Genomic DNA, 7,875 nt, shown 5'->3' with positions numbered 1-7,875 from the left:
TGATAAAAGTCTCTGAAATTCAAGCTGGCAGCTATTTTAGGTTTAGACAATGGTTGTCAGCTTTTTTACAATAAACTTAAGTTAACCTGTGGCTCCCGGTTCTCTTGTTGAGAACCGGGCTTGCCCGCAGGTTCCCTCCTGAATTCCTCCCAGAAACTTCCATCCAGAAAATTGGTAGCAGTACTATGACGCATACGCGATTTTTTGATCAACGTCGTTTTTTTGCGAAGGTTGTCTGTTTACTCGCTGCAGGAATCGGTTCCTACTTTCTGACGGGCATTTCAATCGTAGAGGCACAGTTACCTCAAACGGTTGTGTATGCTGTCTCCCCATCAGGAGGTCAAAAAGGACAGACCGTTGAACTGCGTGTCGCCGACGGCAAAGATCTGGATGAGCTCGATGCCCTGTGGTTCAGTCATCCGGGAATTACCGCTGTTCCCAAAATGCAGGACAGTAGCGGCAAGCAGACGCCGGTTGCAAATACATTCGTCGTCACCATCGGGAAAGACGTGCCCGCGGGGATTTACGACGTCAGAGCACACGGCCTGTACGGACTCAGTAACCCCCGCTCATTTGTGGTCGGTGATCAACCGGAAAAAACAGAGGCAGAGCCGAATAATCAGCAGACGCAGGCGACGCCACTCGAAATGAATTCAGTCGTGAATGCCGCTCTGGGAGGGGCAACCGACGTAGATTACTTCTCTTTTCCCGGCAAGAAGGGAGACAAGGTTTCCATTGACTGTCGCGCGGCCCGCATTGATTCGCCCATCGTCGCGATTGTCGAACTCTATGGCCCCGATCAGAAACGGCTGGTCAGCGAACGTGATACATTTCGAAACGATCCCTATATCAATCTCACGCTGCCTCAAGACGGAACCTATCTGGTCAAAGTTCATGATCTGACTTATTCGGGTGGGGCGCAGGATATTTATCGGTTGAGTGTTCATCACAAACCACACATCGAATTCATTATGCCCCCTTCCGGAGCGCCGGGAACCACTTCGAATTTTACATTATACGGCTATAACCTGCCGGGCGGAAAAGTCTCGGATTTAAGTATCGGCGATGAGTCGCTGCAGGAAGTTCAAGTTCAAATCGCACTCCCTGCCAAACCAACGTCACTGGAAATGGGAGAACAGGGTTTCCCCCACGAAGTCAGCGCGGACGGATTTTCCTATGTCTGGGAAACACAGGCCGGAAGTTCCAATCCTGTAACCCTCTTCTTTGCGGAAGGCAAAATCGTACGGGATGAACAGAACGTCGAAGAGACACTCACTTCTCCGGGAGAATTTGTTGGTCAATTTGAAGCGAAAAATGATGTTGATTCTTTTCGTTTTGCCGGCAAGGCAACAGAAAAATATTCGATCGAAGTTTATGGGCAGCGAAATGGAATCGTGATGGACCCGGTGATTGTCGTTGATCAGGTCATCAAAGACAAAGAGGGAAAAGAAACATTCAAGCAGCTCGCCAGTGTGGGAGCAACCAGTGTGTTTCCGGACCTGGGCGGCAAATTATTTGACACTCGCACGGATGACCCTTACTACCTGTTTACGGTGCCCGCTGACGGTGAATATCGGGTAACGCTGCGTGATCTTCAGTTTGAGACACGCGGCAATCCTCGTATGGTTTACCGCGCGGTGATCCGTCAACCCAAGCCTGATTATCGTCTCGTTGCATTACCCCTGTATCCACAGGCAGTGAATACAGGCGGCGCCCCTGCAGCAATCGCCTTGCGAAAAGGAGATTGCTGCAAGATCTCTGTGATGGCGTTACGTCAGGATGGATTCAATGAAACCATTGATCTGTCGGTGAAAGGCTTGCCTGAAGGGGTTTCCTGCAAAGCGGCCAGTATCGGTGCCGGCGACAATACGGCTGAGATGATTCTTCAGGCGGAGGAATCTGCGAAAGCGTGGTCGGGCCAGATTGAAATTGTCGGTCATGTAGCGGGGCCTGATGCTCAGAAACTGGAACGGGTTGCCCGTGCTGCGACTGTTTTACGACCGGTAGCGGTTAATATTCGTGCGGAGTCCCGGATTGCCCGTTCCCTGAATTTATCAGTGATCGACGAAGTGGCCCCTTATCAGGTGGTGACTGATGTGGCGGAAGTGAAAGTGAATCAGGGGCGGCAGATTCTGGTTCCCGTCAAAGTCGTCAAGCGAACCGGCTTTGATAATGCAGTGGCATTGGTCTGGAACGGCATTCCTAAGAACAGCAATATCACCAGCGAGAACAAGACCATCGCGAAAGGCAAGCAGGACGAACTGTTTCAGCTCTTCGTCAATAGCAATGCGAAACCTGGCGTGTATACGACATATCTGCAATCGACCGTGGATGTCTCTTACCGCCGTAATCCGGCTCTCGTTGATGAAGCCAAAAAGGAACAGGCTGAGTTGGCAACGAAATTGACGGAAGCGCAGGCGGCTGTTGCTGCGGCCACTAAGGCACGCGACGAAATTGCCAAAGCCACAGATAAAACACCAGAGCAGAAGAAAACGGATCAGGCCAAAGCTGAGCAGGATCTTAAAGCAGCCACAGATCGCGTGAAGGCGGCGGATGCGGCGAAAAAGGCAGCAGATGCGAAAGTGGCTGCAGCGGAAAAAGCGACTGCCGCCAAGCCGGTGAAAGTGTATGCTCCCTCGACGCCACTGGTGATTCGTGTCACTCCGGCACCGGTCACGTTGACCTTAGCGGTACCCGGTGGTGGGGCGCTGAAGCAGGGGGCTGCGATTGAAGTCAAAGCGACGATCAAACGACTCAATGATTTTAAAGGGCCGGTTGAATTAACATTGCCGCTGCCACCCGGTGTGACAGGCGTCACCGCGGATACCGTACAGATTCCCGCAGATAAAACAGAAGCGACGTTTCCAATTAAAGCCAGTGCAGAAGCCACTGAAGGCGATCTGGCACATATGGTGGTGCGGGCCAAAGCCGACTTCCAGGGGGAAGCTCTGGTGGATGCGGCGATTAAGTTAAAAGTGACAAAATAGTTTAAACGCAATCAGAAATATTTCAGATTTTAAACGATAACAGTTGGTTGTTTTTTTCAGCTGTTCAAACAGTGATAACAGAGGGGCACGTTATGCGGAACCGGTTTACTGAATTATGTGTGATGTTAGCGGTCGTCCTGATCGCGGGACGCTTTGCAGCGGCTGAGGAAAAACCGATCCCACCTGCGAAAGTAGAGTTGGGGCGTCCTGTCAGTTTCGAGAAGGATGTATTTCCGATTCTGGACGCCAATTGTATCGCCTGCCACAACGTCGCCAAAAAAGAAGGGGCGCTCGTTCTGGAAAATGTCGAAGCTCTGATCAAAGGCGGCGACAGCGGTGCTTCGGTCGTGCCTGGTAAACCGGATGAAAGTTATCTCTATAAAGTCGCAGCCCGCATGGAAGAAAGTTTTATGCCCCCGCTGCCAAACAAGGTGGGTGCCAAAGCCTTAACCCCCGAGCAGGTCGGCATTCTGCGTCAGTGGATTATTGAAGGCGCCAAGTCCAGCGGCAAGTCTACAGATTCGGGCATTGCCTGGCAGTCACTGCCACCCGGTCTAAACTCGATTTACAGTACGGCACTGTCTCCCTGGGCTCGTTATGCCGCCGTCGGCCGTGCGAATCGGATTGCCATCTATGATCTGGCCTCTGGAACCGAAGCCGGAACATTAAACGATCCTGCGCTGGTCAAATTGCAAAAGGACGGAAAACCATTTTATCCGCTCGGCGCTGCTCATCGAGATTTTGTCCATTCGCTGGCTTTCAATCCCGATGGAAGCCTGTTGGCTTCCGGCGGTTATCGGGTCGTTAAACTCTGGAAGAAATCATTGGGCAGTGATATCAAAAAGATCGATCTTCCCGCAGCAGTCACCGGGTTCACGCTGAATGCAGACCGAAGTGTGCTGGCTGTCTCCACAGCCGACAATTCCGCGTCTCTCTGGAAATTGCCGGAAGGTCAGAAGTTAGTGGAATTGAAAGGGCACGCCGGTGAAATTAAAGGACTGGCATTCACGCCTGATAAGACCAAAGTGGTTACCTCCTCTGCCGACCTGAGCCTGCGCGTCTGGAATGCCGCCGATGGAAAGCAGATTTCGACAATGAAAACCCCCGCTGTCCTCAACAGCCTGACTGTCAGTAAAGACGGAACTCAGGTCATCGCCGGCGGTGCGAACAACATCGTTTATGTCTGGCCGCTGACGATTCCAGCTCCTAAAGAAGGCGAAACGGCACCGGAAATTCCCGTCGCACTGTTCGAACTCAAAGGACATGCCAAGCCGATTTCCTCGGTTAAACTGGTCATGCCTGCAGGAACACAACTGGTTTCCGGCAGTGAAGATGGCACCGTGCGGGTTTGGGATTTGAATGCGAAAAAGGAAATCCGGGCAATCAATCATGGGGCTCCCGTGAGCGATGTCGATGTCAGCCCTGACGCCAAGAATCTGGTTTCGGTTTCTGTGAATGGAACCGGAAAGATCTGGCAGTTAAGCGATGGCAAGATGCTCAAGGAATTCCGTGGCGACCTGAGCACGGAACGTCAAATGGTCCTGGCGACAGAAACTCAAACGGTCACAAAACAAAAAGTGGCTCTGGCGGATGCCGCTCAGAAAGCCGCTGATAAGAATGTGAAAGATCGCGAAGCGGAATTAAAAAAACGAGGCGAAGAATTAGAAGCTGCGAAAAAGGCAGTACCTGAAGAAAAGAAAAAAGCAGACGAGTCTGCCAAGAAATTGCAAACAGCCAAAGATGAGCTGGCAAAGCTGTTGGCCGATCATAAGAAAAAAGGCGATGATGCCGTCGCAGCAGCCAATGCACAAAAAGCGGCCGCCGACAAAGCAGTCGCAGACGCGGATGCCAAGTTAAAGCAGGTGAACGAGCAGAATCAGGCAGCGATTACCGCTGCTGAGAAAGAAGTGCCTGTTGCGAAGAAAGCTCTGGATGATGCGAATGCGATCAAGCCAGACCCGGCAGATAAAGAGGGTGAGCAGAAGAAGAAAGATGCGGTAGCGAAAGCACAGGCCGCCTTTGATGCCACTCAGAAAAAACTGGCAGATGCCAAACAGAAAAAAGTCGATGAAGAAAAACAGGCAACGGTAGCCGTTCAGACTGCAAAACAGGCAGTACCCAAAGCCACGGCTGCGGTAGATGCGGCAGCCAAGCTGGCTGCTTCCAAGCCGGATACGAAAGCCGCCGACAAGAAAGTTGCTGATGCCGAAGCCGAATCGAAAAAACTGGCAGACGCCGTTGTGGCTGCAGAGAAAAAAGTGGTCTCTTCCGAACGTTCGGTCAAAGTGGCTGAAGGGACTCTGACAAAAATTAAAGGACAACTGACAGAACGCACCACAGAGAAAACCGCTCTGGATGAAACTGCCAAGAAGGTCGATGCCGCTTTAGAGGAAGCGAAAAAACAGGCAGCCGTCCTGACGCCGATCAAGGCTGTGGCCTTCTCTGAAGATGGCAAGCAGGTTGTAACCGGTGATGACAGTCAGAAAGTTCGCCTCTGGAATGTGGCTACAGGAAAAGAGCTGGATACGTTGGCTGGTCATACTGCGGCAGTGTCATCCGTAGCATACCTGTCAGCAACGGCTGTTGTTTCCGGCAGTGCCGATAAAACGGTATTGATTCAAAGTATTCAACCGGTCTGGTCGCTGATCGCTCAATTGGGCGCGGATGCGACAGATCCGATGAAGGTCGGTGCTTCCCCCATTTCCAATCGGGCACTCTGCCTGGATTTCAGTCCTGATGGCAAATTACTGGCTGTCGGAGGCGGAGATCCTTCCCGCAGTGGTGAAATCATGCTGTGGGATGTCGCGACAGGAAAAGTGGTTCGAACATTCGAAAATGCTCACAGCGATACGGTGCTGGGGCTCCGATTTTCGCCTACAGGAAAATCATTACTCAGCGGTGCCGCCGATAAGTTTGTGAAAATCTTCGACGTGGCGACGGGCAAATTTGTCAAGTCGTTCGAAGGGCACACACATCACGTACTGGATGTCGCCTGGAAAGCAGATGAATCGACGATCGTCAGTTCGGGTGCGGACAATGTTATTAAAGTCTGGAACATTGAAACCGGCGAACAGATTCGGACGATTGCCGGATATACAAAACAGGTGACGTCAATTGCCTATCTTGGACTCGGTGATAATATTATCAGCGGTGGCGGAGATAAAACCGTTCGCATGCACCTGACAACCAATGGTTCTAATTTCCGAAATCTGGCTGGTTCCACTGACTACGTTTATAGTGTGGCCGGCAGCCGGGATGAAGCGATCGTGATCGCCGGGGGAGAAGACGGTATTTTGAGAGTCTGGGATGCAAAAACCGGCGCGCTCCTGAACAGCTTCAATCCGCCAGCTGCGCCGCAAAATCAGCAGGCCAACGCCGCAAAATAAGCGGATCAAATACTAAGACGAGCTGAACGCCTTCGAGCGACTCTGCGACATTTGACGCAGAGTCGCTTTTTTATGCATTTTATTTGATGAGTTCTGCGGGAATTCATCACCTGATTGCACTGTTCCGGCTGACTGATTATATTCGCAGACATACTTGAATATTATCTGAAAGCAGCAGGAACCATCTCACCATGTCTGAACAGCTAAGTAAACGTATTTTCGCGGAATTAGAGAGTCTCGTTCTGATCGACCCTCATACGCATATCAACCCTCATTCTGCCGCTTCCACCACATTGGCAGACATCATGGGCTATCATTATTACACCGAATTAGCGCACTCGGCGGGATTAGCCAAGGAGTTAATTGAAGAGCCCGGCATTGGACCCAAAGAGAAAGTCGGGCGGCTGGTCACTCAGTTGGGAGACTTAGATAATACGATTCAGGTCAGTTGGCTGCTGGATATCTGCAGCGAGTTTTTCGGGTTCCAGGACGAAGCCATCACCGCCTCCAACTGGGAGAAACTTTATGACACGGCTGCTGAGAAAATGGCACAACCAGACTGGGAGCAGCAGGTCTTAAAGCAGAGTGGTCTCGAAAAGGTCTTTCTGACCAACGATTTCGATGACCCGCTGGAAGGCTTCGACACGAAACTTTACATTCCCTGCCTCCGCACCGACGATCTGGTTTTTCACCTGGCGAAAAGTGAAACGCGGGAACGTCTGGCCAAAGCCGCGCAGGTGGATATCGGGTGTGCGAGCACGTTAAAGGAAGCCATCGGTAAGCTATTTGCGCATTTCACTTCCAGAGGCGCGCGGGCCTGTGCGATTTCATTGCCGCCCGATTTTTCTCCTGCTCCCGTTTCTGCAAACGAAGTTGATTCGGTTGTAAGATCACTTTATGCAGGAAACGAATTGAGCTGTGGAGAAGCGCGGACTGTCAGTCAGTTTGTCTTCTGGACGCTGGCGGAATTCTGTGCCGAACATCAACTCCCCTTCGATCTGATGATCGGCGTCAATCGGCGGGTGTATGAAGCGGGCGTTTATCAGGGGCAGGATCTGTACGACAAACGCACCTCGCTGATTCAATATAAAGAACTGTTCAATGCCTTTCCCAATGTGACGTTTCCCGTTTCCGTATTGACGAGTACCAGCAATCAGGAACTGGTCAGTTACAGCTGGATCTTTCCCAATGTAGTGATCAATGGACACTGGTGGTATTCGAATACGCCGGCCTTTATCACTTTCGACTGCAAAAGCCGGCTGGAAGCGGTACCCAAAACAAAGCAGATTGGTTATTACAGCGATATGTACAAGTTGGAGTTTGCATTACCCAAGTTCCGCATGTATCGTCGTGTGTTGGCGAGTGTTCTGGCCAGCGATTTTGTAATCAGCCGTAACTGGTCTGAACAACGTGCGATTGAGCTTGGAAAACTGGTTCTGCGCGGCAATGTTGAGACTATTTTTGGTTGTTAATCGAGCGGCTAGCGCTTTAAAATAGCATTC

At 51.3% G+C, this 7,875-nt stretch carries 3 protein-coding genes; all 3 read left to right on the top strand.

Translation table 11 applies throughout. The features are described 5' to 3' along the window. Positions 1-185 precede the first annotated feature (185 nt). Positions 186-2,987: a PPC domain-containing protein gene (locus tag Q0294_RS03795; RefSeq protein WP_299461084.1), complete on the top strand. Its 2,802-nt coding sequence runs from the start codon at positions 186-188 to the stop codon at positions 2,985-2,987. A 92-nt stretch (positions 2,988-3,079) separates the two neighbouring features. Further along, positions 3,080-6,373: a c-type cytochrome domain-containing protein gene (locus tag Q0294_RS03790; protein ID WP_299461082.1), complete on the top strand. Its 3,294-nt coding sequence runs from the start codon at positions 3,080-3,082 to the stop codon at positions 6,371-6,373. Between the two features lie 191 nt (positions 6,374-6,564). Further along, positions 6,565-7,845, top strand: coding sequence for a glucuronate isomerase (locus Q0294_RS03785; RefSeq protein WP_299461080.1), 1,281 nt, complete (start codon positions 6,565-6,567; stop codon positions 7,843-7,845). Positions 7,846-7,875: the final 30 nt, after the last annotated feature.

Origin of the sequence: uncultured Gimesia sp. (genome assembly GCF_937919775.1) — a bacterium.
Lineage (GTDB): Bacteria > Planctomycetota > Planctomycetia > Planctomycetales > Planctomycetaceae > Gimesia.
Note: the sequence above shows the minus strand (reverse complement) of the source record. Positions and strands in the feature narration are given on the sequence as shown.